Annotated in this window: 20 protein-coding genes, 1 tRNA gene, 2 pseudogenes and 1 other annotated feature; of the genes and pseudogenes, 8 read left to right on the forward strand and 15 right to left on the reverse strand. The window is 39.7% G+C overall.

The genetic code is table 11. From position 1 onward, the window contains the following. Positions 1-264 precede the first annotated feature (264 nt). The 5 genes from CIK80_RS11785 to CIK80_RS11805 all read right to left on the reverse strand — a co-directional run bounded on the left by CIK80_RS11785 (position 265) and on the right by CIK80_RS11805 (position 10794). Positions 265-1704 carry a hypothetical protein gene (locus CIK80_RS11785; RefSeq protein ID WP_095570160.1) on the reverse strand — a complete coding sequence of 480 codons (1440 nt, stop codon included), beginning with the start codon at positions 1702-1704 and terminating at the stop codon, positions 265-267. Positions 1705-1785: 81 nt separating this feature from the next. Beyond that, positions 1786-4122: a TonB-dependent receptor gene (locus CIK80_RS11790; RefSeq protein WP_257011763.1), complete on the reverse strand. Its 2337-nt coding sequence runs from the start codon at positions 4120-4122 to the stop codon at positions 1786-1788. Between the two features lie 357 nt (positions 4123-4479). Continuing rightward, positions 4480-7824, reverse strand: coding sequence for a tyrosine-type recombinase/integrase (locus CIK80_RS11795; RefSeq protein ID WP_095570161.1), 3345 nt, complete (start codon positions 7822-7824; stop codon positions 4480-4482). Next, positions 7811-10288, reverse strand: coding sequence for a site-specific integrase (locus tag CIK80_RS11800; RefSeq protein WP_095570162.1), 2478 nt, complete (start codon positions 10286-10288; stop codon positions 7811-7813). The genes CIK80_RS11795 and CIK80_RS11800 overlap by 14 nt, the downstream gene beginning before the upstream one ends. After that, entirely contained in the window at positions 10285-10794 is a 510-nt protein-coding gene (locus tag CIK80_RS11805; RefSeq protein WP_095570163.1) for a hypothetical protein, read from the reverse strand. The genes CIK80_RS11800 and CIK80_RS11805 overlap by 4 nt, the downstream gene beginning before the upstream one ends. 920 nt (positions 10795-11714) lie before the next feature. On the opposite strand from CIK80_RS11805, the gene CIK80_RS15365 reads away from it, so the two are divergent. The 3 genes from CIK80_RS15365 to CIK80_RS11815 are packed head-to-tail and all read left to right on the forward strand — an operon-like array spanning position 11715 to position 14509. Next, positions 11715-11873, forward strand: a complete 159-nt coding sequence (locus CIK80_RS15365; RefSeq protein ID WP_179288381.1) for a hypothetical protein — start codon at positions 11715-11717, stop codon at positions 11871-11873. Between the two features lie 54 nt (positions 11874-11927). Then, the gene (locus CIK80_RS11810) at positions 11928-14069 is read left to right on the forward strand and encodes an ATP-dependent endonuclease (RefSeq protein WP_095570164.1); all 2142 of its coding nucleotides are present in this window, start codon (positions 11928-11930) and stop codon (positions 14067-14069) included. After that, positions 14051-14509, forward strand: a complete 459-nt coding sequence (locus CIK80_RS11815; protein ID WP_095570165.1) for an AAA family ATPase — start codon at positions 14051-14053, stop codon at positions 14507-14509. Before CIK80_RS11810 ends, CIK80_RS11815 begins: the two co-directional genes overlap by 19 nt. On the opposite strand, the gene CIK80_RS11820 is transcribed toward CIK80_RS11815, so the two are convergent. Continuing rightward, positions 14497-15662 (reverse strand): IS3 family transposase gene (locus tag CIK80_RS11820; RefSeq protein ID WP_095568611.1). Its coding sequence is split into 2 segments (ribosomal slippage): positions 14497-15404 and positions 15404-15662, totalling 1167 coding nucleotides; the frame shifts between segments, so codons are not numbered across the junction. The genes CIK80_RS11815 and CIK80_RS11820 overlap by 13 nt on opposite strands. 74 nt (positions 15663-15736) lie before the next feature. Beyond that, positions 15737-15853, forward strand: a sequence feature (AL1L pseudoknot). Between CIK80_RS11820 and CIK80_RS11825 the strand changes: the two are divergent. After that, positions 15740-16681 (forward strand): annotated as a pseudogene (locus tag CIK80_RS11825) (IS3 family transposase); the annotation flags it as partial. Its footprint overlaps the feature before it by 114 nt. Before the next feature lie 296 nt (positions 16682-16977). Beyond that, a pseudogene (locus tag CIK80_RS15520) lies at positions 16978-17076 on the forward strand (resolvase); the annotation flags it as partial. An 8-nt stretch (positions 17077-17084) separates the two neighbouring features. Here the strand turns inward: CIK80_RS15520 and CIK80_RS11835 are convergent. Then, complete coding sequence (locus CIK80_RS11835) at positions 17085-17966, reverse strand: IS982 family transposase (RefSeq protein ID WP_089111072.1); 882 nt, start codon at positions 17964-17966, stop codon at positions 17085-17087. Between the two features lie 209 nt (positions 17967-18175). On the opposite strand from CIK80_RS11835, the gene CIK80_RS11840 reads away from it, so the two are divergent. Next, the gene (locus CIK80_RS11840) at positions 18176-19513 is read left to right on the forward strand and encodes an FAD-dependent oxidoreductase (RefSeq protein WP_089111068.1); all 1338 of its coding nucleotides are present in this window, start codon (positions 18176-18178) and stop codon (positions 19511-19513) included. A 78-nt stretch (positions 19514-19591) separates the two neighbouring features. Here the strand turns inward: CIK80_RS11840 and CIK80_RS11845 are convergent, their stop codons facing one another. From CIK80_RS11845 to CIK80_RS11870, 6 genes are all read right to left on the reverse strand, one after another. Beyond that, positions 19592-20542, reverse strand: coding sequence for an HD domain-containing protein (locus CIK80_RS11845; protein WP_095570166.1), 951 nt, complete (start codon positions 20540-20542; stop codon positions 19592-19594). 3 nt (positions 20543-20545) lie between these two features. Next, a complete protein-coding gene (gene cas1f, locus CIK80_RS11850) occupies positions 20546-21538 on the reverse strand; it encodes a type I-F CRISPR-associated endonuclease Cas1f (RefSeq protein WP_095570167.1) in 993 nt (330 codons plus the stop codon). Positions 21539-21714: 176 nt separating this feature from the next. After that, positions 21715-22035 (reverse strand): hypothetical protein, encoded by a 321-nt coding sequence (locus tag CIK80_RS11855; RefSeq protein WP_095570168.1) that lies wholly within the window; start codon positions 22033-22035, stop codon positions 21715-21717. A 10-nt stretch (positions 22036-22045) separates the two neighbouring features. Beyond that, a complete protein-coding gene (locus tag CIK80_RS11860; RefSeq protein ID WP_095570169.1) occupies positions 22046-22336 on the reverse strand; it encodes a hypothetical protein in 291 nt (96 codons plus the stop codon). Beyond that, complete coding sequence (locus CIK80_RS11865) at positions 22323-23534, reverse strand: DUF3596 domain-containing protein (RefSeq protein WP_095570170.1); 1212 nt, start codon at positions 23532-23534, stop codon at positions 22323-22325. The genes CIK80_RS11860 and CIK80_RS11865 overlap by 14 nt, the downstream gene beginning before the upstream one ends. A gap of 11 nt (positions 23535-23545) precedes the next feature. Further along, on the reverse strand, positions 23546-23761 hold the full coding sequence (locus tag CIK80_RS11870; protein ID WP_075107543.1) for a hypothetical protein: 216 nt from the start codon (positions 23759-23761) through the stop codon (positions 23546-23548). Between the two features lie 150 nt (positions 23762-23911). On the opposite strand from CIK80_RS11870, the gene CIK80_RS11875 reads away from it, so the two are divergent. After that, entirely contained in the window at positions 23912-24136 is a 225-nt protein-coding gene (locus CIK80_RS11875; RefSeq protein ID WP_095570171.1) for a helix-turn-helix transcriptional regulator, read from the forward strand. A 241-nt stretch (positions 24137-24377) separates the two neighbouring features. Here CIK80_RS11875 and CIK80_RS11880 read toward each other — a convergent pair. After that, positions 24378-24454: transfer RNA gene (locus tag CIK80_RS11880), tRNA-Val, on the reverse strand. Between the two features lie 264 nt (positions 24455-24718). Here CIK80_RS11880 and CIK80_RS11885 point away from each other — a divergent pair. After that, complete coding sequence (locus tag CIK80_RS11885; RefSeq protein ID WP_095570172.1) at positions 24719-25696, forward strand: glutathione S-transferase family protein; 978 nt, start codon at positions 24719-24721, stop codon at positions 25694-25696. 284 nt (positions 25697-25980) lie between these two features. Here the strand turns inward: CIK80_RS11885 and hemB are convergent, their stop codons facing one another. Then, positions 25981-26988 carry a porphobilinogen synthase gene (hemB, locus tag CIK80_RS11890; protein ID WP_095570173.1) on the reverse strand — a complete coding sequence of 336 codons (1008 nt, stop codon included), beginning with the start codon at positions 26986-26988 and terminating at the stop codon, positions 25981-25983. Between the last annotated feature and the right edge of the window lie 7 nt (positions 26989-26995).

Raw genomic sequence — 26995 nt, forward strand, 5'->3', positions numbered from 1 at the left:
TTTATTATCACTAAAGCTGTCTAACCCGTATAAAACGACGGCATACAGTCTGAACTCAATTGATTAAGCTTCGAATGACTATAACAGCTCTCAGATTTGTCTCAATCTATTCATTAGCAGTCAAGTATGAAAAGGGGAGCATCTACATCTACGCTAATATAATTGTTACTTAACAACTGTCTATTCTACTAAAAACTGAACCCCATGAGCGACAATTAACTCATGGGGTTCAGTCTAAAAATTTAAGTTTCTATAAAAAGTAGGTTAGGACTCGTGATGATGCTCATCGTCGTGTACAGTTTTCACCCCGAACCAAGCCAACTGCGATGGTGCAAAGGCCAATTTCATTTTTGACTCAATTTTTTTAGCATCAGGATTGATGGTAATGATTTGCTGACTCTCACTGTCCATCACGTAAACCATCTCAGTATTCGGATTAACGATCAAAGATGGGCCACCATGACTATAGTTCTTGATTCCATTCGGTATAATATTCAATGCGGCTACTTGTTTATAGTTCTGCGTCACATCAAGCAGATGTAAGGTTCCTGCGTCGTCAAGTAGCATTAAATGTTCTCCATGAGCATCAAAATCATAGCTGACAACTCGGCGACTGTTATTGGACGTCCAAACAATAGGAGCAACATTCTTACTAGCAGGATCAATACGGTATGGTTGACCACAGGCCGTGCCAACTAAATAGTTGTGATGATGGTTGGTTACAAACGAACCGATTCGAGCGGCACTACTGCTACCATCTTCATTGATGCACTGGTTATTGATCAAGCTGGCAGGGTAGGTGATTTTTTCAGCACTAAACGCATCATCAGTTTGCTTCACACTCAAAATACCATCACTACAAGCAAAAACACTAAAGTCAGTCACGCTGCCACTGCCATGCAGACCCTGACATTTGGTATCAAACGTCTGGTTTAAATGATAATGATCATTGTGACGTTCAAAGACGCTGATTGTATCAGCGAGTGGACTACCCACTGTATCATAACGTCCTGTACTGATAACATAATTCCCGCGAGGCTCTGCTGTGCCATGCATGTTGGTGTTTAATTTTTGATAAAGAAGTTTGCCATTTGCAATATCTTTATCTGTTACTAGGGCAAATCCAGCTGCCTGTGTAGGGTTATCTATTGGATTACCTGCCGCACCTAAGCCATCAAAAAACAATCCAGCTTGCTCGCCATACGTTTGATAATGTACAGGACGGGTGTAATTTAACTGTAGTGGCATCTTACTGACGTCTCGAGCGTAGGGGTGATCGTGGTCGCCATGGTCTTCAATTTCCAGTCCACTATGGTAAAAATTCACCCCTTGGTTGGTACGGTCGAGTACTAGAATATAATTACCATCTGGACTGGTTTGAAGCGCATCAGCTTGACCTGTTAAATCCAAATTTTGAATAACTTTGTTTTGAGCAAGACTATAAACATAAGCTTTATTACTGTTTTTTTCGGTAATCATTATCCGCCCTTGCCTTAGCTCAGCGGTTACCTCTGACTCTTCATCATGATCATGATCATGATCATGATCGTGATCGTGATCGTGATCGTGATCGTGATCGTGGCCTGGTTGCGTTGTTGGTGTTTTGCGATCATCATCTGAGCCACAACCGCTAAGCGCTGTAACCGTTAACAAAGTAGATAAAGCTAGTGCAATAGATTTACTTAGTGGGTGAAACTGAATCATAAAGGTGCTCCATTCATGGGTATGATTTTTTACTAATTATTGTCAAGAAGTCAGACAAGCCAGTACTTAGAGAACTGACGGTTAAAAACGATAGGTCACCCCAGCATTCAATGAACGCTCCGGCATAGGCACGTGTTCAACCAAATAGGAGGCATGATTGTATGCCAGCTCATTTAAAAGGTTATTAACCTGAAGGAAGGCGGTATAGTCATAAGCGCTAGGACTGTGATAGACAAGCTTAGCGTCAACCATGTTGTAGCTTGGCGTATTGGTCTCAAAGTCAGCAATGTGGTCTTGCTCAAAGCGATGATAGCCAGAGAGTACCAAATCGAACTGACCAAATTGAGTTGTAATGTCACCACCAATTCGAGGGGCCACCAATCTTGGGGCATATTTACTGGTAAGATCATTACTGTCTAGCATTATCAATGCGATATCAGCGAAGCTGCCGATACTGATTCTGTTGTTCAGATAATAGCGTGATTGAATTTCACCGCCATAATGTTTGGCATCGCTTTGAACGTAGTCAACCAATCTAAAACCTGCCGACTCTCCTTCTGTAACGACATCTTGTGTTTTAGCGTAGATATAGTCCTTGCTGTCATTATAAAAAGCAGAAATACTGGTCTCAAAGCTATCGCCATTGTCAAAGCGCAATGTAAGTTCTACACCATTGGTTGACTCTTCTTTTAATTGATCATTACCGCGCTCCCAAGTATTGGTTGCCAGATGGGCACCATTAGAGAATAACTCTTGTGAGGAGGGTAGTCTTTCAGAATGACTGATTCTTGCAGACAGTTGTGTGTTGGGCGTAAGGTACTTACCACCCTCTAAGCTGACAGAAGTACCAGTATGTGCTTTGTCAATATTATTTTCGGTATCAGTCAGGTTTTGAAAATCTTGACGACCGCCAAATTCGATGTACCAAGGACTTCTTCCTTGCTTGCTGACGATGGCGTTAGTGCTTTCATCAGTAGAATCTGCTCTACCACCATGATTGTGACCTGCATGTTCATCAGATGATGAAAACGTATTGTCAGCAAATTTATCGACATTTTCTATTTTTGCACCAAGGTAATTCGGCGTGAGTCGCTCAATAAAAAATAGTCCCACTTGAGTACGATCCGTTTTTGGAAGGTAACCTTCTAGTCCCACCGCTGAAAACTCACTGTTGGTGTAATCTAAGCCAACCACCCCTTTCATAAACCCTAAATTGCCTGTTTTATAAGTTGCATGGGTTGCTTGGGTACGCGCACTGATGGCACTGTTTTTGAAAGTAGTGCCAGCCACGCCTTCATCTATTTCATCATGGCGATAATCGGTATAACTAATCTTGGCATTGATATTATCAACCCCTATCATAGGTATCTGCCGCTCGGCATAGAGCTGATAGACGTCTGAAGTCAAATCAACATAAGGCGCCTCTCCATGAGCGTGGTCATGGTCGTGCTCACCTGCGCAGCTAAGACTGTTAGGATTATTGCTATCAGGCGAGCATTCGCTATGGACGTGGAATGGCAGACCATATTCTGAAGACTGACGTTGGTATGAACCACCGATATAACCCAAATCAGTCACATACGATAGCCCAATACTGCCATTATCTTGAGTATACCAACTGTTGCTAATCTCATCCGTGTCCCAATGCGGTACTTGAATATTACCTTTGTCCGTTTTTTGATAACGCCCACTCCAAAGCCAATTATCGCCGATACCGCCATTGAGCTCTGCATACCCAAGATACCCATCGGTGGCTTGTTGACCGATTAGCGACACTTTGCCGTTTAGGTTTTTCTGTGACGACGGGTTTGGAATGGTGTTGTCAACGATATTGACCACTCCGCCTATAGCGCCGCCACCGTACATCAACGCTGATGTGCCTTTTATGACCTCAATTTGTCTTGCACCCAATATGGGCACAGATATTTGATGGTCTGGAGAAATCTGTGAAGCATCCTGTACAGTCAAGCCGTTTTGCATGACTTGAACACGCGGTGCGCTCTGTCCGCGAATAATTGGTCGACTCGCGCCTTGTCCAAAACTGTCAGTAGATACGCCTATCTCGTTTGCCAATGCATCGCCAAGCGTACTGTTGACCTGAGAATCTAGCGCCTCACCAGTAACAATGCTGGTTGCTGTAGCCATCTCATTTGCTTGCGGGAGTAAAGGGTTTGAGGTAACAACAATCGTATCTAAAGTGGTTGAGGGCATCGTCATATCGGATAACCCGTTATCAGCAGAGGTAGTAAGCTCACTGTTTGTTGACTGAATTTCTGCCGCCATGACAGGTAAGCCTGCCATGCTTAGAGCAGCAGTCACTGAGAATATAACCGTTGTATGTTTGATACTAAAATTGGAGGGTGGTGTAGGAGTGTAATGAATACCTCTTAACTTATTGATATTGAATGACTTAGACATAGTTTTACCAAAATTAAAAGTTACATGAATACAAATCAGTACTGAGATTAATTGTAATGTTATAATATAACATTACATAAGTATATACATAATTCATATTTTGGAAAGAATCTTTATATTTTAGTAAGAAATAGGAAGTAAAGAGTTTTGACTCGCATGAACTCCTAATAATAGTATTGGTATAGATGAGAGAAATTGAAGTGAATATGATTATGCTAATATTAAACATAATAAAGCCGACTGAATTCAGTCGGCTTTATTATGTTTAATGAAAAGAGATTTAGAATCAAGTAAGCTTAGTAAGATATACGTTTTAAAATATATTTACTAAATTTAATTCTCAAGTCAACAAAATACCTATAATTTACTATCCCTAATAGATAAATTTTCATCTGTAATCAGCATCATATGTACAAAAAACCTTATTAGCGGCGAGTACTGCCATTTGTTCGTTTGAGCTCTAGGATCTCGGCTAGCAATACCGATATGAATAGCTTCTAATGAGTTGTTAGACTGCCGCTTAATATTTTGATAATCGGTAGGTGATATATTTTTCATTAACAAGGCTTCGTTGCTACTTGTCAGCCAATGTTTCAAGGGCAGTAGTTTCTTAGCAATATCAATGAAACGCAGCAGCTGTTTCTCATCTCCTTTCCCGAATGATATATAAGCTTTGCTATTAGATATTTTTTGACTACATATCTCAATGAACCAAGTCCAGTCATTCCCTGATGCTTCTCGTAAGCGATAGGCATTACTTAATAAAAGCGATAGCAATCTTAAGTCACTTTGATATTGGATATTCAGTGGGCTCAATGCAGTAGACTCTGAATCTGTTCTTTTTACAAAGCGCGGTTTGCCGCGTTTGGTAGTGATGTCAGCAACTTCGCTGGCACGTTCTATTAAAATGTTTGCATCGTGAATAGAAATATTTGCTAACTGGGCTGCTTTATTTAATGGTATTTTTTTATCATAGGTCTGTAGTAGCAGCTGTACTCGGTTTAGACCATAACGACCAAACAGCTCATCAGTAGCTGATGAGTTAGTGCTCAAGAGAAACTGCTTATCGCAGTTTTCGATCGTAAATTTTGGTGACTTGCGCTTGCCCTCTATAATGTTTTTAAATAAAAGTTTACGAATACTCGGTATGTTGACGCTATTGTCACTAACAGTTGCATTATTCTCCTTAAGCTTTTTATTAGCAAAACCTGTTATGTTATACAGCGTCCGATCTGGTAATGTTATATCTGCTTTACTAAGCGTATAGGTCGCCATCAAAGTGGCAAAATGGTTGTAATACTCAAAGCTACGCTCAGGCGATAAGTGTCCCATTATACCGGATAAGGCATACCAGCGATCTTGTGCATCGATATGCTCACCTAGTAGGCCATGCTTTATACGCATTACGTCGTTTTTGCCATAATCGTTTAGTGCTTCTATAAGATCTGAATGGCCTAATAGTGCTAAAGATAGGTTACTCACCGCCGTATGCCTCAACCCATGAAAGGTATGATCTGCCGCACTATCATCTACTGATATGTCTTTTAAGACTCGTTTGAGTAACTGTAAAGGAACATGGTCATCAATAGGGCGCTGATCTGATGATAAGGTAAAGATAAATTTGTTTGAAGTGCCGCCGATATTACTTTGCACAAAGTTCATAAAGAAATTCAACTCATCATGCTTGAGGAGGGCAAATAAGGGAACGCGGCGAATACTACTTTGAGTCTTGGTTGGACGGTAGCTATTGGGTCTGATTACCACTGAGGGTGTGGCTGTTTTTAAACCTTCGATATCATTATACTTAAGTCCCAATAGCTCTTTTTTACGCATCCCAGTACGATAGACTAAGATAAATAAAAGCGCGAACATCTCCCGCTCCAATATATCTACAGAACCCAGTATCTGCTTAATAATTGCTTGGTACGCTTGTGGTGATATCAGCTCTGCACGTACACGTCGACCATTTTTAGACTGTTGGAAGTTCACGGAGTGTAGGTTGTATTTGCTCTTAGCAAAGTTGTGCATACTCTTCAATAAATTGGCAGAATATCCAACGTCAGTATTGTTCCGCACAACAGCTTTGTACTCTAAAATATCTTCATAAAGTTCCTCAAACTCTTCCTCTGACCAAATATCAAGCGGCTGCGCAGTTGTAAAATACAACCATTCATAGCCTATAGTTCTGATATATTTCAAAATAGACTCATTGCTAAGCGATTTTGATTCTTTTCGATTGAGTAAATTTAATACCCAATCTAATAAAATCTTTTCACTTAAGTCATCATATTGCTCATAACGTTTTTCTACTCTTTCGATAAGGGTGTACGGAGTACTGTTGGGTTTTTTCTTCTTCCGTTTTTCATCCGTTTTGAAGTCTTTAGTGAGATTCATAATTAAATCAGACTTTCTAGCCTCTATATTTTTGGTGGAACTGTTAGGCGTCTCTTTTCGCATAATAGAGTTTTTGCTGATAGACAGCGTCAAGATATGTTCTAGATCATACGGCTCCTCTTTATACTGATATTTTTGGTTCAAAAACAGACCAAAGTCCTGCGTGCTCAGCCCAGCAGTGTTATGCATACCTCGCAGCACCCCAACTGAAGCATGATCAATATCAGCGCCATCGAGCATCTCCCAGTGATAACTGGCGTAATATAAAAACCTTGAAAAGGGAAGTGGCTTAATACCTAAAGGCTTGATCACGTCAGACAAAGCCACGGTCAAGTATCGTTTTATCTTATCTTCTGACAGCTTGGCAATGATATGTTTGATTTCTGCTTGACTGCTGTTTTTATGATAACGCATCAGCCAACACTGACTGACCACATCTACAATGATTTGCTTGGTGTTATAAAGCTTGTCACTTCCTTCTTCGCGCTCGTTACCAAAACGCCTTTGCACAAAGCGCGGCGAGACCATTATCCTTTCTTTGATAAATGGCTGATATTCTTTAGCTAGTAGTGATGTAAGCCACCCTTGAAGCATTTGTACCTCATTGATACCGCCATATACAATCCCTGAGAATATCAGCCAGCCTAAAATTTGTTCTTGGCTGTAATCGGTTGTTTGCTCCCAATTATGCTCTACTGCGCGAATAATTTTGACCAGTGATTTGCCGTTTTTGACCCAGTCGTTATTAATAATCAGCGGATTAAACTTTATGGGCTGCGGCGCGATTATCTTAGGATAATAGTGTTCTGCAAGCATGTAACGTTGATTTTGATAATCAATAAACTGACTGACAGTTTGCCATGCTTGTTTTAAGGTTTTGGTTGTTTTATAGGCTTGAGAGATTTTGTCCTGAACAATAGCTTGAAACTTATCGAACCCTTCGCCAGATAAAGGCTTTAGCTTATTAGTAAAATCACGCTGAAACTGACCTATCACTTGGCTTTGAGGCAACCATAGTTTATCAGCAAAACTTACAGGGCTCGATATAGCCAAGAAAGTGCGATTATCTGGCCAAAGCACTTGCCCGTAATATTTATTAAAAGATTGGGTGAACCTAACGTTGCCAGGATATTTTTTAAGCAGTAATTCCCACTGAGTCTGTAGATCGGCTAATAGCTGTAGTTCACGTTTTCTTGCAGGGTTACTATCATCAATTACCGAAGGATATGGTACGTAGCGCTTTTTTCTACCATCAAACCTTGCTAAGTCATCAATAATTTTTGGGAGGCGGGTATTATCTATTAGCATAATCTACCCCCATATGTCTTCTTTCAATATGATTGAGCTTAGAATAGTTGTTTATTTCTATAAGGTTTAGCTCAAGCTGTTCAGCAATTTTCTCAAATACAGGTCCTACACGTTTGATATCGGCTTTACTACTCGATGAGAAGCGACCTAACACTTCTTGACGGGCTTTCTCATGACCAATAACTGTATTAATGAGCGGGAGCTGAACACCGTGCTTTTCAAGCTGAGTACGCACGAAGTGACGTGTCCAATAAGGGTTGGCATCAATGACGTTTTTGGTCATATGGTAAGCGTCACCGCGCTTGATATCTTTTAGTGTATTCACACTTGTAGACAAAAGCTTTAATAGTGCTTCATCGTTACCTAAGCGGATATTATCAATGGTCGTGCTGATGTCATGCTTTAGTTGGTGCTTAGCCTGATAGTCAATTAGATAGTTTCTATAGTCTATTAAATGTCGTACAAGGGTAGGGCATAGCGGTATTAGGCGATCACTTTTCACTTTTTTAACGGGCTTATCGTTGATCTCTAGCCAACCCATATCAAGATCGATATCGTACATCTTGCCAAGACTGTTGTTTGGTCGCACGCCGGTTAAAAGGCAAAAGATAAACCATACAAAAATACTGGTTCTATTAAAGTGCTTCTCATCATTTAAACTTTGATCGGTCCAGTACTTCATCTCATTTACGATGTCGCAAACTGTTTCAATCTTTAGCGCAAACCCTGACCCCACTGTACGTTTGCGCCAAGAGGCTATATAAGATAAATCAAAGCTACTAGCGTTACTAAACACGCTTATTGCTGACTTATAGTGAGCAATAAGCGCTTCGCTGGTGTGGCTACTATAGTACATCGCAGGAGCATGGGGCGCAGGCGTACGACAGATGATATCGGCGATATGCCCATGGCAATCTGGCGTATAGCGAGAGAGTATGACATGTAGTGAGGTCTCTATACGATTGACAGATAGGTTCGGAAATCCAAGGCTGTTACGCAAGTTGGCAAGATAAGCCGTAAAGTCTTCTTTTAATGGCAACTCGCAAGCAAGTAAATTATCTATCAGCCACGATGGTAGTGGAATTTTGATGGTATCGGAATGATTTTCATAATCCTTTTTGGCCAGTGTTTGGCTTGTGGACCTTTTGGTAATACCTAAGCTGTGTTCAATGTAATATCTTTTACCCTCAACATTAAAAATACGAGGATGACCGATATAGCCAGATATTAATAAGGATTTAACTGGCAGTCCAGTAATCATAGATAATAGTAAAATACCCGCACAGGTTTTATCAGTCTCTGATTCTGGTAAGGTGCTTGCATCTTGGTTGAGCGTCACAAATAGCGCTTGGTAGCCGGAAAGGGAGAGTAAACGCGTGTTAGAGTTGAGCGCAAGATTGCGCTGGGACATGTAGTTTTGCTGTAGCGATAAATCTATAGTTTGTAGCGGTATAGAGTTTTTGATTAACGGGTTTGGATATTCGCCATAGCTGACATAGGGCGCCTCATAGTGGTCAATACGCTCTTCAAAGCTGGTAGTTAACCCTTCATAGATCTCGGTACTAGCTTCTAAAAATGCAAGATCTATGGCGATAGCGCTGTGTTCTATATCATCACGTGTGTAACCCCATGCATCATTGCTGAGTGTAGTAGTATTCCAGTTGTGACTCGTTGCAGTAGAGTCTAAGGGTAGTCTTGATGTGTTATCTGCTAGGTTGATAGCTTTAATTTTAATATGTTTAGGTGGTTTCTTACGCTTGGGTCTAGGCTTGCGTAACGTATGCGCATTTTGATAGGCGGTCGTTATTTTTTCTATTTGGCTCAGTTTATCTTTTGCTACTTTCTTTTCTTCGGTATGAGTAGCTTGCTTATCATTTAACAATTCAAATACACTTTTTTGTTGCTCTAATAGGTCAGTAAAAATGGTGCATATGCTTTCCACACTCATGGTCATTTGAGGTAAATCAGGTAGTTCATGCCAAATCCATATTCGTCTAGAAGATTCTGAAAACTGTGCCATCTTAAATTGCATCAGTATATTTCCAATATGCTTTTTTATACCGTACTGCACTAGCATTACACTGGTGTGCATTGCTATAGCCAGCCAAATTAACCGTATGTGCAGGTAGTCATGCTGACGTTTATCAATTATATGTTGCATGAGAATAAGCAATTGCATGATGAGTGGTTTTTTTGCTAGTTCTGATCTACGAATATCCATATAGCGCCGAGGAACTGGCTCTCTTTGTAATACCTGTAATATTAGTCTCAGTAGGTTTTGAACACCATCATCTGGCTCTTTATAGCTATTGTGTACTGCTAAAGTGATCTCAGATATAGCAACCGATACTTCTTCTGGATATATAAAGTTTTGATGATTATCAACTTCGTTAATGATGTCTGTTAATGCTTGCGCACTAAACCATCCTCGCTGCTCATGAGTACTTTCAGTATTTTTCGTCATAAAACACTCTCAGAAGGTCGCTTGTAATAGGTTTGCTCACTTATATTTATAAGTCGACAAAATGTAGGAATAGTAAAAATATTTTTACCAAATAATTTTTGATTCATCTCTTGATCTAAGACTTTGTTTAGCTGTGCATAAATGAGCTTGATATCTATCTTCTTGTTATGTTGAGCAGTGAGCTTGATAAGCTCGTAAAAACTGATGTCAAAAACAAACTGACTCTTTGATATATATTTCACGGCTACTTCTTTTCTTAATACATCAAAATCAGCATAAGGGCTTTTTGCTATATGAAATAGCTCAAAGTTATTGAGCAAGAACCACTTTTCATCTTCTTTTATAAAGCAGGTAAGTTTTGAGCAAGCATTAATTTGCTCAAGTGCGATAGCTTTGCTGTCAAGAAGCGGCCTAATATGGCCGGTATAAATATCAAACAGACTAATGACTTGTGGATATACAAGCACATTGAGTATTTGTAGCTTAGCGATCGATAGTGGTTTCATATCTTTCCTACTAAGATATCGAGTTGATGACTTGGTCGTTATACCCTTTTGCTGACCTCCACTCACACTTTACGAGGACCGGCTAATAATTGAAACCCACTTTACTAAGAGTTTAACCAAAATTATGAAATACACGACAGTACGTGACGCCAGATCATATTTTTAAGGTTATGTAGACAAAATTGATGACAATTCTATCTATAGTGACTCAGGAATTAGCTAGAGTTTGTAGGTGTATGAATGGATAAGATAACTAGAAAAGTAGTTTAGAGTGATAGCTTGGGGGTGGAAAGTGGAGACAAAACGGAGTACTACTTGAAGAGTAGAGAGTAGAGAGTAGAGAGTAGATAGCGGGTATAGATTGATATGTACGTAAATAGTTATCTGGTAGGCAGTATAAATGCCACTTCGAGTAGAACTTTATAATGAAGACGTACAGCTTGCTCATATGTTTAAAACAGATAATATTGCTTGTAGAATTTAAAAGTAGATGTGATTTATACGATGATGGCTGCCGTGGTGTTTGAAGAGTGAATAGTATGTATTTGACTTACTAGTAGAGTAAGACGTTTTGAAGTCATAACTATCTATTAGACCTCTTGAATAAGTCGTCTCTAGCCCTTGTAAATTCTTCAGTTCAAATCAATGAACTGGTACTTTTGCAAGGGGTCTATTGTTGTTAATGAAATCATAGTGCGAACTATTATTTTTAACAAACTTTAATTCAGTTTTAATATACATTGTTATTGCTAGAATGTTACCAATCAGTTATATTCAAACAGTCAAATCACTTAAAGCAAATGTCAGATACTGTTGATTAATGATTGTTTTTTCTGCTGGCTAGATAGTTACTGAATTTTTGGGCAAGAATTTATGATGATTTTACTGAATAAGATTTTTTTGGTTTGGCTTTGATCACTATGACTATAGCTTCTGCGAATGCCTATAATGCTAAGGCTTATCAATCTGCAGGTCAAGATTACACGTTAATCACTGTTTATGAGGATTTACATGGTGCACTTGCTGGCTACGGAAGATCTACTGTCTGGGAAGCTGGTTTAAACGAAGTGATTTTGTAGCTACCCACTAATTAATGCTTTGAATAAAATTTCATCAAAATAAAAGTAGGAAATATGAAAATTTCGAAGATAAAGGTTGAAAACTACAGACTCTTAAAAGATTTTTCTATTGATCTCCAAGAAGAACTTTCACTAGTTATTGGTAAGAATAATACAGGTAAAACATCATTACTCTCAGTCTTAGATAAATTTCTGAATGAAAAGGAAAGGTTTTCATATGACGACTTTAATATAGAGTTTAAGAATGAATTTGAAAAATCAGTCAATTCATCTGATGAACCTGAGGACTTCATGCCCAAAGGTATTAAACTTCAATTATTTATCGAATATAACGAAAGTGACGATCTGTCGAATATCAGTAGCCTATTGATGGATCTAGATCCTGATAAAAATATAATAGTATTAGGGTTTGAATATACGATTACTCATACTGATTTTCTGATACTGAAGAAAGAGTATAATGAGTTTAATTTGCATGAAATTTCTAGAAAAGAAGACAAAGATAGTTATCAGACTAAAACGTGTGAAGATTTTATAAAGAAAAGACATGAGGTTTACTTTAAAATTCAAAGAAAGTCTTATGATTATGAAGTTACTACTCATGATAATGATAAAAATTTAGAATGTGAAAGTAATGCGAGTCAAGACTTTAAAGTTGATGGAATTAAAGTAAATAACAATAGTTGCATTGATCTTGTTAGAGAAAATATTAGCATAAAAAACATTATTAGCTTTAAATATATTAGTGCAAGAAGAGATGTTACTAATCAAGATAAAGGGAATACTTTATCTAGACAGACATCTAACTTGTATAAAAAGCAAGAAGATAATAGTGATAAATTTAATGAAAATGAAAAATTTATTGATCATTTGTCCGAAACTGATGACAGGTTGAGTAGTATTTATGAAAATATATTTGAAGACGTGGTAAGGAAAGTAGAAAGCTTTGGAGGAGTTAAACCAAACGATACGAGTATTAAAATAATTTCTACTTTGCAACATAGAGAGTTGTTAGAGGGTAATACTACAGTAGTATACAAACAAGATAAACGTCAGCTACCTGAGCATTACAATGGCTTAGGTTACATGAATCTAATAAGTATGATCTTCGAGATCGAAATTCTTGTACAGGCTTTTAAAAGAGACAAAGATAAAAAACCAGCAGATATCAATTTATTAATCATTGAAGAACCCGAAGCTCATACTCACCCACAAATGCAATATATTTTTATTAAGAATATTAAAAATTTACTTTCTGAAGGTGTGAAAAAAGGTGAAGATATAAGACCACTACAATATATCATTACAACACATTCCTCTCATATTGTTGCAGATAGTGATTTCGATGATATCAAGTATCTTAAATTGCAAAGCAAGAACAGTGTAGTAGCCAAAAATTTAACTGATTTAAAAGAAGAATATGATGTTGATACCCCTCAATACGATTTTCTAAAACAGTATTTAACTATCAGCAGAGCTGAGATTTTCTTTGCAGACAAAGCTGTTTTGATTGAGGGTGATACTGAAAGGCTCTTAGTTCCTACTTTCATGTATAAAATCGATTTAGAAGAAAGAAAGCGCTTAGAGAGTACTGGCGAACAAGACACTTTTCTACCTTTACTATCTCAAAATATATCTACTATAGAAGTTGGTGCCTACGCGCAAATATTTGAAAAATTTATTGAATTTTTAGGTATTAAGTCTTTGATCATTACAGATATTGATTCTATTGGAGACATTGGTAATAAGAAGGATAATGGTGATCCCAAAATAGAAGCATGTCCAGTTGTTGAAGGCACTGATACAAGTAATAGTGCATTAAAACATTTTTTGAAAGATTTAGATTGGAATTTATTGAAAGTACTGACAATTCAAGAGCGTACTATAAAAGAAAATGAGTTAACTATATGTTTGTGTTATCAACAAGAAGAAGAAAGCTACCATGCTAGAAGCTTTGAAGATGCTTTTATACATATAAACTTGGTATTTATAAAAGAAAATAAAAATACCTTTAGAGGTCTAAAAAACAGGGGAAGTTTGGAAGGTAACTTTACAGCTTATGAATTAGCAGAAAAATGTATTGAGAAGAAAACACACTTTGCATTAGATATTATCTATCACAGCAATAAAGATTTTAGTAATTGGGATATTCCAAAATATATTAGGGATGGTTTATTATGGTTGAAGGAAGACTGAAGTTAGAACCAGAAGTCCGTGAAATTTTTGATTGCATAGATGCTAAAAGAAACTTCTTATTAAGTGGTGGAGCAGGAAGTGGTAAAACCTATTCTTTAGTGAGTGTTATTCGTCAAGTAATAGCAGAGGATCCTACGGCTAAAATAGCCTGTATGACGTACACGAATTCTGCTGTGAGAGAGATTGAAGAAAGGGTTAGTCATCAAAACCTGAATGTATCAACCATTCATGATTTTTTATGGGATAACATTAAGCACTTTCAGAAGCAGCTTAAAGAAGCGGTCATTACGATGGCGAATGATCCAGGTATGGGAAGTTTTAAAATAGAAGAATTGAGTACTGTTCCAATAGATTATTTTAATAACTGCTCTAGTCCAATACTGACCCCTGCCGTCAAATCCGTACAACTAAACTTGGGAGATTTTAATTACGCAGCCTGACGATAATAGTCAAACCACACCTGTCTTGGCGTTTTATAGCCCAAGCCCTTTTGAATTCTAGTTTGGTTGTACTCAAGCTCAATATATTTAGTGATATCGTTGATGGCTTCGAATCTTGTTTTATAGTCTTGGTGATACACCAGCTCATTCTTTAATATGCCCCAGAAGCTCTCTATGGGCGCGTTATCAAAGCAGTTGCCTTTACCACTCATCGAGCCTGTAAATTGGTGGCACTTAATGATCTTATGATACTCATTGCTACAATACTGACTGCCTCTGTCAGAATGTAAAATCAACCCTTGGCTAGGTCGCTTGTTTTTGATTGCCATATTAAGTGCACGGCATACCAAATCAGCGGTCATGCGCTTATTGATGACATAGCCGACGAGCTCTTTAGTATATAGGTCTTTAACACCTGCTAAGTATAGCCAACCTTCATTTGTCCAAATATAAGTGATGTCACTGACCCAAGCCTCATTAGGACGATTGGCATTAAATTTCTGTTCTAGACGGTTTGGATAGACCAGCTTGTTGTGATTAGAGTTGGTGGTGACTTTAAAGCGCTTGTGACGACGGCATTTAATGCCGCATTCTTCCTTTATACGTCTAACCATATACTTACTTATGGCATATCCTTGCCCTGTAAGGTAAGCATACAGTCGCTCATAGCCATAGCGCTGCTTAGTCTCATCATGAGCCACTCTGACTAGCAACTCACACTGATTGCGATGGATCTGCTGATTACTGATGCCACGATTTATCCAGTTGTAATAGCTTGATGGCTTAACATCTAATACGTGACACATGCAGGTGATGCTAAATATTTTCTGGTTATCCTTGATAAAGACGTACTTCATCAACTGTGCTTCGCGAAGTACGCCGTCGCCTTTTTTAGAATGTCTCGCTCCTCCTGAGCAACCTTGAGATCACGTTTAAGACGTTTATTCTCTTCTATAATGGCCATGAGTTCAGGATCATATTGCTTAGTGCCGACAAGCTTGCCTTCATTCGCTTTATTCTGCCAGTTAGATAAGGTCTGCATCGCTATACCTAGCTGCTTTGCAGTCGCTGAAACATTGCCATTATTATCTGCTATCTTTTTGACGGCTTCAGCTTTAAAAGCTGCACTGTAGGTTCTGACTTTCTTAGTCATGATAAACTCCTGTGAATACACTTAGTTTACCAAGTTTGGTTCTATAGTTTTTTCAGCATAGCTCATAAGGCTGCCGCTTTTTTCGCCCAGGCGGAGCTCGACCGCTGACTAAAATCATGATTCAATTCATCGACGATCATAAGAATAATTATGGGGTCGAGCTGATCTGTAGAGTATTACCGATTGCCCCATCAACCTATCACCGTGCTAAAGACTTGGAGAGCTACCCTGAAAAACGCTCACTGCGCAGTCAACATGACGACTTTTACATCAGCGAGATTAAACGTATCTGGCAGGACAGCAAATGCCGTTACGGTGCGCGTAAAGTATGGCAGCAGATGAAAGCTGACGGGTTAAAGGTTGCTCGTTGTACCATAGAGCGTTTAATGAGACAGCATGGCCTACAAGGTGTCTGGCGCGGTAAGGGTAAAATAACAACTCACAGCCGTGATGATCAAAAGCGTGCTGATGACCTAGTTAATCGTAACTTTAGCGCTCATCGCCCTAACCAGCTCTGGGTGGCAGACTTTACTTATATCAAGACGATAAGCGGCTGGGTGTATACCGCTTTTATTATTGATGTGTTTGCTCGCGCTATTGTGGGCTGGAAAGTATCTAATCGTATGAACACAGATATGGTGATGGCGGCGTTAAATCAAGCAATAGCAGATAGAAACTATCCCAAAGATGTGATTCATCACAGTGATCGAGGGGTTCAGTATTTATCCATTCGCTATACTGATAAAATGGCTACATGCGGTGTTATAGCTTCTGTCGGTACGACAGGCGATTCATACGATAATGCATTAGCTGAAACGGTCAACGGGCTTTATAAGTCTGAGGTGATTCATTATTTAAAACAGAACTGGACTGGTGTGAACGATGTTGAACTAGCAACCCTTGAATGGGTGGATTGGTTCAACAAGAAGCGTCTACATAGCACGATTGGATATGTGTCACCCTTTGAGTTTGAAAAGCGGTATTATGATAATTTAACCCTGTCAGGCATCGCTGCCTGACTCAAGTAGATCAGCCTCCGATATAGTCGGGGCGGTTCACTAATCATTTAGGTATGTACGGATAGGACGTTCTTTATTAAAAAAAGCAGGATCTTTTTTAATGCGTCCAACCATTTCATCAACTTATACCTCAACGGAGCCACTTCAACCCCTTATCATTAGTCTATACCTAAAACATAAAACCTTTAAATAATAATTTATCTATCATTAGACTTGTATCTGATATTAAATGATAGCAATCTCTTGCTGTTATCAATGAACATTAATTATTAAGTCTAAGTAATAGAGGTAGCGTTATGACCGTTCGTATTTATGTGAGAGCCAGCACTAAGGATCAAGACGCTACCAGAGCATTAGCTGATTTGGTGGCTTTCAGTACAAGTTATGATGATAAACCCCACTCTCAACTTGAAATAAGCAACTCAAACTGAAGTGGGGGATTACCTAACTGTTTATTGATTACAAAGCAGAAGTTATGAGCCAAGATTTTACGCATAAATCTGTGGGATAAATGCCATAAATCTCTCGCTCTCACCTTTTGCATATTAAACCGCTGTGATAACTGACCAATCACCGTCTCAATATTGCGACGAGCATTTTTAAGACGATTAAGTACACTGATTGGTCGTTTATCGGGCATATTTTTTCTAAGCGGTGTTTGCAAATCAACACATCGCTTAAAGCAATACTCAGATAAATCAGGGCTAATATAGCCCATATCTGCACCTAACAAGCCTTTGATATTATCAAGCATATCAGGTGCCACTAATCTTTCATCTATTCTGGCAGAGGCAAAGGTAAAATTGGTTATCATGCCCGATAGATTAATGAGTAAATGTCCTTCAAAGCCGAAATATTTTTGTTGCTTTGAGGCGCAGTAACTATAACTACCTTCGTATTTGAAGGTTTTATACCGATACGCTCTGGCATATTGGCATACAGGAATGGGAAAGCCATCGATAAAATGAATGTTGTCTTGTCCATACTGTTTAACGATATGCTGTTGTATCAAAGTTTTTACCTGTAACAAATTGACGCACTGCTTGGCAAAGTTGGGATATGAGCCTATTTGTGGAAACCATGTTTGCCAATGCTGTTTAAAATACTGATGGATTTGTGAGTCGGTGTCCATCTGTAAAAACTCACCCACTATCTCCATGGTAATAATTTCACTGTCGGTTAGCTTTGGTGCATATCCGCCTTGTCTTAGCCGGTTTGTTACAATCTTTTTGTAGTAGTCATCTACCATTAGATAGATTTTAATGATAAATTCGTCGATGGGCATGGCTTGTTCTCTAATCTTTTTGGTCATTGATTAAAGTTTAAGTTCATGCCTTTTTTGTTTCAACCCCGCTTAAAAGTGTTGAGAGTGGGGTATTAATATGTTAAATTTTATTAATAAAATTGCATATCTCTACTATATCATTACACTATGGAGCAAGTTCTATTTAATCATAAAACTTATAATCAATCATAAAAACAGAGGGGCTCACAGTGACCATAAAACACATCGAACATCTGATTATCGGCTTTGGCAAAGCAGGTAAAACTCTGGCACAAGCTTTAGCCAAGACAGGCAAATCCGTGATTTTAGTGGAGCAGTCCGCTACCATGTATGGTGGTACCTGTATCAATATTGGCTGTATTCCCTCAAAAAAATTAGCCTTCTTAGCTTATGGTCATGACGTACAACCATCACTTGCTCAAGCAGTTAGCAAAAAGAACGATTTAATTGATAAACTTAATCATGCCAACTTTGAGAAAGTTGATAGTCTAGATAATGCCGAAGTGATTACAGGCAAAGCCAGTTTTATTGATAATAAAACCGTGCAGGTCGTCACCGATACTGACACATTGACCATCACTGCTGATTATATTTACATCAATACAGGGGCGTATAACTGGCAGCCGCCGATTGATGGGTTAAAAGACAGCAAATTTGCCTACGACAGCACCCGTATCATGCAACTAACCGATTTACCAAAACAGCTCGTTATTATTGGTGGTGGCTATATCGGGCTAGAGTTTGCCTTTATTTTTGCAGGGTTTGGCAGTGAAGTGACGATTTTAGAAACAGGCGATACCTTTTTACCACGAGAAGATGAAGATATCACCAAAACTTTACTCGCTATCATGGCAAAACAGCATATTACAGTCAAAACTAATCAGCAAATCAAAAAAATAAGCGATAGTGGACAGCAAGCCACAATTACCACCGCTGATAGCGAACTGCATGCCGATGCGATTTTGGTTGCTACAGGCCGCAGAGCCAATACCGAAGGGCTAAACCTTGAAAAAGCGGGCATTGAGCTTACCGATAAAGGTTATATTGCTGTCAATGAAAAATTACAAACCAACGTGCCGAATATCTATGCGATGGGCGATGTGGCAGGCAGCCCCCAATTTACCTATATTTCGCTCGATGATTATCGTGTAGTTAAAAGCCAAGTATTGGGCGATGGCAGTTACACCACCAAAGACCGTACTTTCCCTTATGCGGTGTTTGTCAATCCGCCACTTGCTAATGTCGGTATGACCGCAAAAATGGCAAAAGATAAAGGTTATGACATTAAAACCGCCACACTAGATGCAGCAACTATTCCTAAAGCCAATATCTTAGAACAAGCTGATGGGCTGCTTAAGGCCGTAGTAGATGCTAAAACTGATAAAATCTTGGGTGTGCAACTGTTGTGTGCCGAGTCGCATGAATTGATTAACTTTATGGATTTAGCAATCCGTCAAGGCTTAACCTACCAGCAGGTGCGTGATCATATTTTTACCCACCCTAGTATGAGTGAAGCATTGAATGATTTGTTTGCTGCTATCAACTAACTGTTTTATAGCGAGGTTAGACGTTGCTTATAACGGCTAACCTCATTTACTTTCAATATTCACTCACTTTATATCCGCTTAGTTAAAACTTAAAAATTCTTCTGCACTTGTTGGATGAATGGTAAATGTCTCTTCTAAATCTGCTTTAGTAATACCAACTTTCATTGCCAAAGCAAATCCTTGTAAAATTTCATCCACATCTGACCCGACGGCATGAATGCCCACCACGGTCTCATCGCGACCTGCACAGACAATTTTAACTGTCGATGATGTTATATCATCGTGTGCAACCGCACGAAACATGGGCATAAATTTATTAGTGTAAGTTTTTACATTTACTTGACCATGGGCTTTAATCGCCGCTGACAGTGGGGGGCGGTGATGAGTGACAATCAGCCAAGCAACCCACTGTGCTAGGGGCGGCATAGCTTTTATATTGACGACATCTTTATTAGCATTAGATAGTAGATTGTCTATATTGTTATTTTCTAACCATTCATTTAAATTCATTAAATGGTCAAGCCATGCTTCGTCAGTGCTGCAATCGCCAATCATCAGCTCAAACAGTTTTAATGATATCCATTCATGCCGATAAGAGTCGCCTTGTTTACTACCGACAAGGAGTTTCTTTTGAAAACCAACCGTTGATTTGCCAATGTCGTGCAGTAGCGCAGCAATGGTAGCAATGATTTGGATACTACTGGCATACGTCCAATCATTCTCCCATTCACTGTGTAAGATATTACGCTTAGTACGGTTCACAGGAACCACACCAACCTCATTAAACCGCCGCTTATTACCCACAATCCATACCAACTCCGTCAGCTGACGAGTCTTATTACGATGACAGCTGACCGCCGTAGATTTGGTCGCTGACTTACGCAAGAGCTGCTTAACCGTCTGTAGCCCATCCTCAGTAATAGCCGTCTGCCAAACGTTATCACCAATGCGGTTAGCAAAGGAGTCTAAGATACGCCGTGTACGCTTAAGTGATTTCTTCTCACATTGAGAGACAAAGGTAACAATCATTTTCTACACTTTCCACTTAGTCATCGCCAACTGTTTAACCACCTCAAACTGATAATCCAGCGCTTTGTGCTTGGTAAACATATTAATGCACTCTTGACGAAACTCTTGCTCGCTCATGTTTTCGCTAGCGCAGATAAAGGCGAGGGGTAGCACCAGTGCGTCCTTGATAATATCGGCAATATCGAACACCAAGGCACCGCGCCGTGTCTTACCATGCATCACCGCAAAACCGTGCGGAATGCCAAGCGTCCATGAGGTCGTGGCACCGAGACCGTACGCCAGATAGTTGCCATGATTTAAGAAGCCGTTAGCTTTATCGATACCATCGTGCTCACGGGTAAAGCCATCATAACCCGTATTTTTGGCAGCTAGCTTATACAGTTGCTTGGTCAGGCGGGCTTCCAATTGCAATAAATGCATAACCTCTGTCTGCTTATCGATTTGCTGAATATTATCATTGAGCAGTTTCTGTATCGCATCGATATTGCTGTCAAAACCCCACCGTTTAAGGTCGCTGTCTTTATTCCATACCGCTTGCAGATAAGCAACGCGAGCTATTTGCAACTGCTTGGCTGCAGCAAGGCGTTTATCATCATCCCACCACCAGCTCATCCAACCTTGAATATATCCAGTCGGTCGATACTCGCTTTGCGGAGTCATCCACTCAACATAGACCTCACGCTCTGTGCCCATAAATAACGGCATACCACCACCGCCGCAAAAGCCAACTAACACGCCTGCTTGTGATAGAAGGCGCATCGCCGCTTGAGTAATGGAGGTGCCTGTACCAAGTAGAATGGAGGTAGTGTTAGCGATAGGAATATTATAATAGAGGTTAGCTTTGTCATCTTCAGTAAGATATAACACACGTCCGTTCTTTTGCATGACTCGGCAATGCGACAGGTAGTAGATATTTGCACGTTTGGAGTGCAAAATGGTTTTGAGATCTGAAGAGACAAAGCTATTGTCGGTATAGGCATTATTGGGTTTCGCCATTATAGTTCCGTCTATTAACAGTGATAAAAAATTGAATATGAATTCACTTTAACGAAACTTTGTTGACAAAACAATATTTAAAAGGACATTAGCGACAACAGATGTCGTTAAAGTTTTAAAAAGCAATAAGAAACCAGACAACCTAAGTTGTCTGGCAATAAATTTTTTCTAAAAACCTATCTGTCTACAATAAGCTGTCCACCAGAAAAGCTAATACACCCCTCACAAAACCAAGAATTTAATCTCCTTGCATAAGGTACATCTGCTGGGACATCTAATTGATAGGGACGACCACAGTACTCACAGTGTACGTCATCTAAATAAACCTGACATTTTGCAAGTGTAGCAAATAAAACATCAGTCTCCGTGTTGTGGTCATAACAAAGCAGTTCTAAATGCGCTATATAATCACTGGGCGACGCATAGGACCAATACTCATAGCACAGACGCTTTGCTGTATCCTCCAGAGCTGAATCAAAGACGAAGTTCATACTCATAATACCCTCCTTAGTATCCATAGCCAGTTTGAGGTAGGAGCTCGTAAAGCTTACTCTGTAGCTGACTACACATATCATCAACGACATAGTCAGGATTGGCCTCTAAGCGCATTTGAACCCATATGCGCAGCGCCATATGATTATCAAAGCAACTATCAATACTTAGGAACCTAGCCAAACCAGTACCTGACTGAATGCAGAGCTCACAGATGAGGTAGTTAGCAATATTATCTGCGCCATTACTGACATAGCCACTAGGTTTAAACGTCGCATGCAGTTTATCGTAATCAATCATTTTCATTGTGAGGCCCCTTATCGGTAGATACCTGAGCAATCTGACTGCGATTGACCAATGCTTCAAACGCACTACCATCCTGTCGAGTCATGTTCGGTACATAGCGACTATATGTATTAAACAGCATCTTGGTTGTAGAGTGTCCCATTTGACTGGCAATCCATTCAGGACTTTCGCCAGCAGCCAACCATAGCGTTGCTGCGGTATGACGGGTCTGATAAGCATTGCGCTTCTTCAGACCTAAAACCTTAAGAGTAGGGTGCCAAACACGCTTATTCACATTGTTGTAATCAAGTGGCTCACCCGTATGTGCGCAAAACACATAGTCAGATCGCTTATAAGTGATGGTCTGCTGTTCCTTCAGAGCATCGTAGACCCAAGGTGACATTTGAATTGCACGATAAGACTCTTGAGTTTTAGGAGGAACAATTTTGCCTTTAACATAAGCTTGTTTGATCACAATCTCACGTCGATTAAAGTCAATGTTCTCCCACGTTAACCCATCAATCTCACTCGTACGCATACCTGTAAAAAAACGTACCAGATAATAATTGCGATAGTCTGCTCTCACCCCATTAATAAACGTCCAAACCTCACTTAGTGTGAATGGTTGGATATCCGTTTTAGGTTGCTTGAGCGCATTGATATCGTAGTAAGGATTATCAAATTTATAGCGTTTAGCCGCTTCTTTTAGTATCATACCCAAAGGTACCATTATCGAATTGATGCGTGCCGCTGACAGATGTTTGTTAGCTTTTCCGTACGTTACTTTGGCGAGCGATGAACGGAAGGCTAATACATCTGTCTTTTTTATGAGATGAATGGGCTTAGTCCCAAACTTAACAATCAAGTACATATCAATAATCTCCTTTATTTTGCGCTTGTAAGTATCACGCCATTCAATTTCTTTTTCAGCAAACCATAATTCTGCAAACTGTTCAAAAGAAGGCGTATCGGTACTAATGCATTCCTTGCGGTCGTTTAACGCTACCATCTGTGCCGCTTTATCACTTTTTGGAAAGTACTTAGCGTAGTTGAACAGTCCTAAGATGATTTCTGCTTCCATCTTCTCAATCACTTTTTCAAGCTTCTTGCGATTTGCTGGTGTGTCTGTTAGGTTTGTCGTCTCCCGACAGCGTATACCCATGTAATAAAAATCGACAAATAGCATATTGCTCCCTCTACGGGTTCTAATACTAGCCATCCTATTCCTCCTTATTGTAGTGCCATGGCATTGACGCTACCGGCAATGCCAGTGCGCATATCTTTTTCAATCTCTTCCCAAATGTACAAAATTTTACGACCACCGAATGGGCGTATATAATGAATGCCTTCGATAAGCACGCTATCTTTGAGCTCATTACGGATAGTACGAGGGTTATATTTGATGAGCTCAGAAAGCTCTTGGGTAGTTAGGTAGGTATGTGACATAATAAATTCCCTGTAAGCCAATTAAATAACTAGGTTGTTTTATCGAGATAACAAATAGTTTTATAAAAGTAATTTGTTGTTCGATAGAAGTACTTTACTAGCTATTGTTAGTTGATGCAAGTACTTTTTTAGTCTATTAAGGAATTATTAATGATTTTATGTAATTTACCAGTGCTACTAGCTGAACGACGTATGAAGGTGGCAGATCTAATAAGGATGACAGGAATTAGTAAGTCGACAGTGCACAAGATCTATAACGAACAGACTTCAAGAATAGATTTTGACACTATGGATAAAATTTGTGAGGCACTAGATATTGAAGTAGGTGATTTATTTACTTATGTACCTAACGAGTCGCTAGATAAAGAGAAGTAAATCAATTTTGAGATTGCTTTAGATAGTTTAGGGTAGAGGTCAAAAGTGCTACTCTGAAAGAAAGGCGAAATAGATAGCAGGCGCAACTTAGGCACAATTTGGGCACACACGTTTTTTGATGATGTTTGCTGAAAGTGAGAAAAGAGGTAATTTGAATCGACGTATAGTTTCCTTTTCCGCTACAGCCCATATTTCACGGACAAAAAAAAGCCCCAATCTTAAGATTGGGGCTTTTCGAATCTGGTAGGCGTAATCGGATTCGAACCAACGACCTCTACCATGTCAAGGTAGCGCTCTAACCAACTGAGCTATACGCCTATTTAGGTTGAGCATTTTAGCAAGTTTTGAAGACTTTGCAAGTCTTTTTTATACCAATATCAAATTATAATCAAAATACTAAGAAAATAGTCTCATTAGCACCCTCATACTTACTAAAACAATAGCCATGACCTGATTTTGATACAATGTTGCGAGCAATAACACACTTGAATGGCAGCACCATATAGAAGTGTTACCATGAGTATCAAAGAGTGATAAAGACACACAGTTAATAAATAAAATTAAAATATATAGGAGAAAAAAATGGGCTTATTAGTCGATGGTCAATGGCAGGACAAATGGTATGACACAGATGCCAATGGTGGACGCTTTAAACGTGAAGACTCAGGTTTTCGAAATTGGGTAACCGCCGATGGTAGCGCAGGGCTCTCAGGTAAAGGCGGTTTCAAGGCCGAAGCCAACCGTTATCATTTATATGTGTCTTTGGCTTGTCCTTGGGCACACCGAACCACCATTTACCGCCAGTTAAAAGGTTTAGAGGACATGATTTCGATGTCTGTGGTGCACCCATTTATGGGCGACAAAGGATGGACGTTTGCAGAAGGTAAGGGCGTCGTTGCTGATCCGTTATTTGACGCCGACTACTTATATGAGATTTATACGGCTGCCAAGTCAGATTATACAGGCCGCGTGACGGTTCCTGTTCTATGGGACAAGCAAACAAATACTATCGTAAGTAACGAGTCTGCTGAAATTATTCGTATGTTTAACTCAGCCTTTGACGAAGTAGGGGCAGCAGAAGGTAACTTTTTACCATCAGAGTTGTTGGCAGAAATCGATGAGATCAATGCGTTTGTCTATTCTGCAGTAAACAATGGGGTGTATAAAGCAGGATTTGCAACCACTCAAGAAGCTTACGAAGAGCCAGTAAATGAGCTGTTTGATGCGCTAGATACCTTAGAGGCACGTTTAGCAGAGCGTCGTTATTTAATAGGTGATATTTTAACAGAAGCTGACTGGCGTTTATTTACCACATTGGTTCGTTTCGATGCCGTTTATGTTGGGCATTTTAAGTGTAATATACGCCGTATCGTTGACTATCCAAACCTTTGGGGGTATTTACGTGAGTTGTATCAGGTATCAGGTGTGGCAGAGACAGTCAATATGACGCATATCAAGACGCACTATTACACCAGCCATGCCAATATCAATCCTACCCGTATCATACCAGTGGGCCCTGCTTTGAACTTCAATGAACCGCATGATCGTGCGCGTTTGTAATATAGTTGGCTCGAAATAAAATAGATACGTGAATAGTCACATGCTACTGGTATGAACTTTCCTTGCGTGCTGCTAAACAGAGGCTGCGCAAAATCCATCTCAGTAGCACTGTATCGGTTTTAAAGTAAATCGACTATATCTAAGCCAAAACCCATTGGGTGTCTAAAATTGGCCGAATAAGTGGATTGATTTTGTTTGGTTAAATCAGCTCAATAATGAATGCGCCAGCTGATCTCAGTCAGCTGGCGCAATGCCTTCAAAAATCATAAAAGTACGTCTAAAAGCTAAGCGTTATTTAACTGTCTGGCCGCTTCTAAGGCAAAATACGTTAAGATGCCATCAGCGCCCGCACGGCGGAAACCAATCAAAGACTCCAAAATAACGGCGTCGCTTAGCCAACCATTTTGAATGGCGGCCATGTGCATGGCGTATTCACCAGAGACTTGATAAGCAAATGTCGGTATACCAAATGTGTTTTTTACTTCGCGGATCAAATCCAAATACGGCTGACCTGGTTTAATCATCACCATGTCAGCACCTTCATTGATATCCATTGCCACTTCATGCAAGGCTTCAGCACGATTACCAAAGTCCATTTGGTACTGTTTTTTATGTCCGCCTTTTAGATTGCCAGCACTACCAACGGCATCACGGAATGGACCATAGTAAGCGGATGCATATTTGGCTGAGTAGGCCATGATAGCGGTATTGGCAAAGCCTTCTGCTTCAAAAGCATGACGCATGGCTCTGATGCGACCATCCATCATATCGCTAGGAGAGATAATATCAGCACCAGCACGAGCGTGTACCAAAGCTTGCTTGACCAACACCTCAACGGTTGCATCATTGACGACATAACCGCTGTCATCAAGTAAGCCATCTTGACCATGTGACGTGTACGGATCTAATGCCACATCAGTCATGACGACCATTTCTGGCACGGCGTCTTTGACGGCTTTGACCGCGCGTGCAGCAAGGCCGTCTTCATCATAAGCTGCCTTGCCATCAGGGGTTTTTAGTGAGTTATCAACGACAGGGAAGATATCAATTGTCGTCACGCCTTCAGCCAACAACTCCTTGGTATAGTCGATGAGCAAATCGATGGACAAGCGCTCAACTCCTGGCATGCTTGCAATGGCTTCGCGTTGATTGGTGCCTTCTAATACAAAAACAGGGGCAATAAAATGTTTAGGATGTAGCTCAACTTCACGAATCATCGCTCGAACGTTGTCGTTATAACGCAAGCGACGTAAGCGAGTTTCAGGAAATTGGCGATTAAAAGTATAAGTCATGATTTTT

Origin of the sequence: Psychrobacter sp. JB193, assembly GCF_002285555.1 — a bacterium.
In the GTDB taxonomy this organism is placed as follows: domain Bacteria; phylum Pseudomonadota; class Gammaproteobacteria; order Pseudomonadales; family Moraxellaceae; genus Psychrobacter; species Psychrobacter alimentarius.